This window comes from Thermococcus sp. LS1 (assembly GCF_012027395.1).
Classification (GTDB): Archaea; Methanobacteriota_B; Thermococci; order Thermococcales; family Thermococcaceae; genus Thermococcus.
Genome location: NZ_SNUJ01000022.1, coordinates 1 through 384, shown reverse-complemented (window position 1 = coordinate 384; position 384 = coordinate 1). Strand labels below are relative to the sequence as shown.

General features: G+C 38.0%; 1 pseudogene. It reads left to right on the top strand.

What is annotated here, in order from left to right:
• Window positions 1–377: pseudogene (locus tag E3E26_RS11050) on the top strand (type I-B CRISPR-associated protein Cas7/Cst2/DevR); the annotation flags it as partial.
• Window positions 378–384 lie beyond the last annotated feature (7 nt).

Sequence of the window (384 nt, the reverse complement as noted above, 5' to 3'; positions counted from 1 at the left end):
AAACAATCAAAGCTCTCCGTTATATTTTCGGTGGAGCAAAACAAACACAATACCTAACGGATGTAACACCCAAATTCGTAGTTCTTGCAATGTTTGATGGAGGCATAAATCCACTCATTGGCAACATAGTGTACGAAGATAAAGGAGGGATAAAGTTTGACGCAGAAGCATTAGTATCAAGAATCCTTGAATTTAAGGAGCTTCTCAATCCGAAGAAGGTATTCATAGGAAAAGATAAAGGTTTCATGAAGGAATGGGAAGAAGAACTAAAGAAAGTCAAAGAAGCCTTAGAAAAGGAAGAAATTGAAGTTGAGATTACAACGGTTGGTGATGCTATAGAAAAGTTTGCAAAGGAAGTTGAGTCCTACTACGGGTGAGCTCATG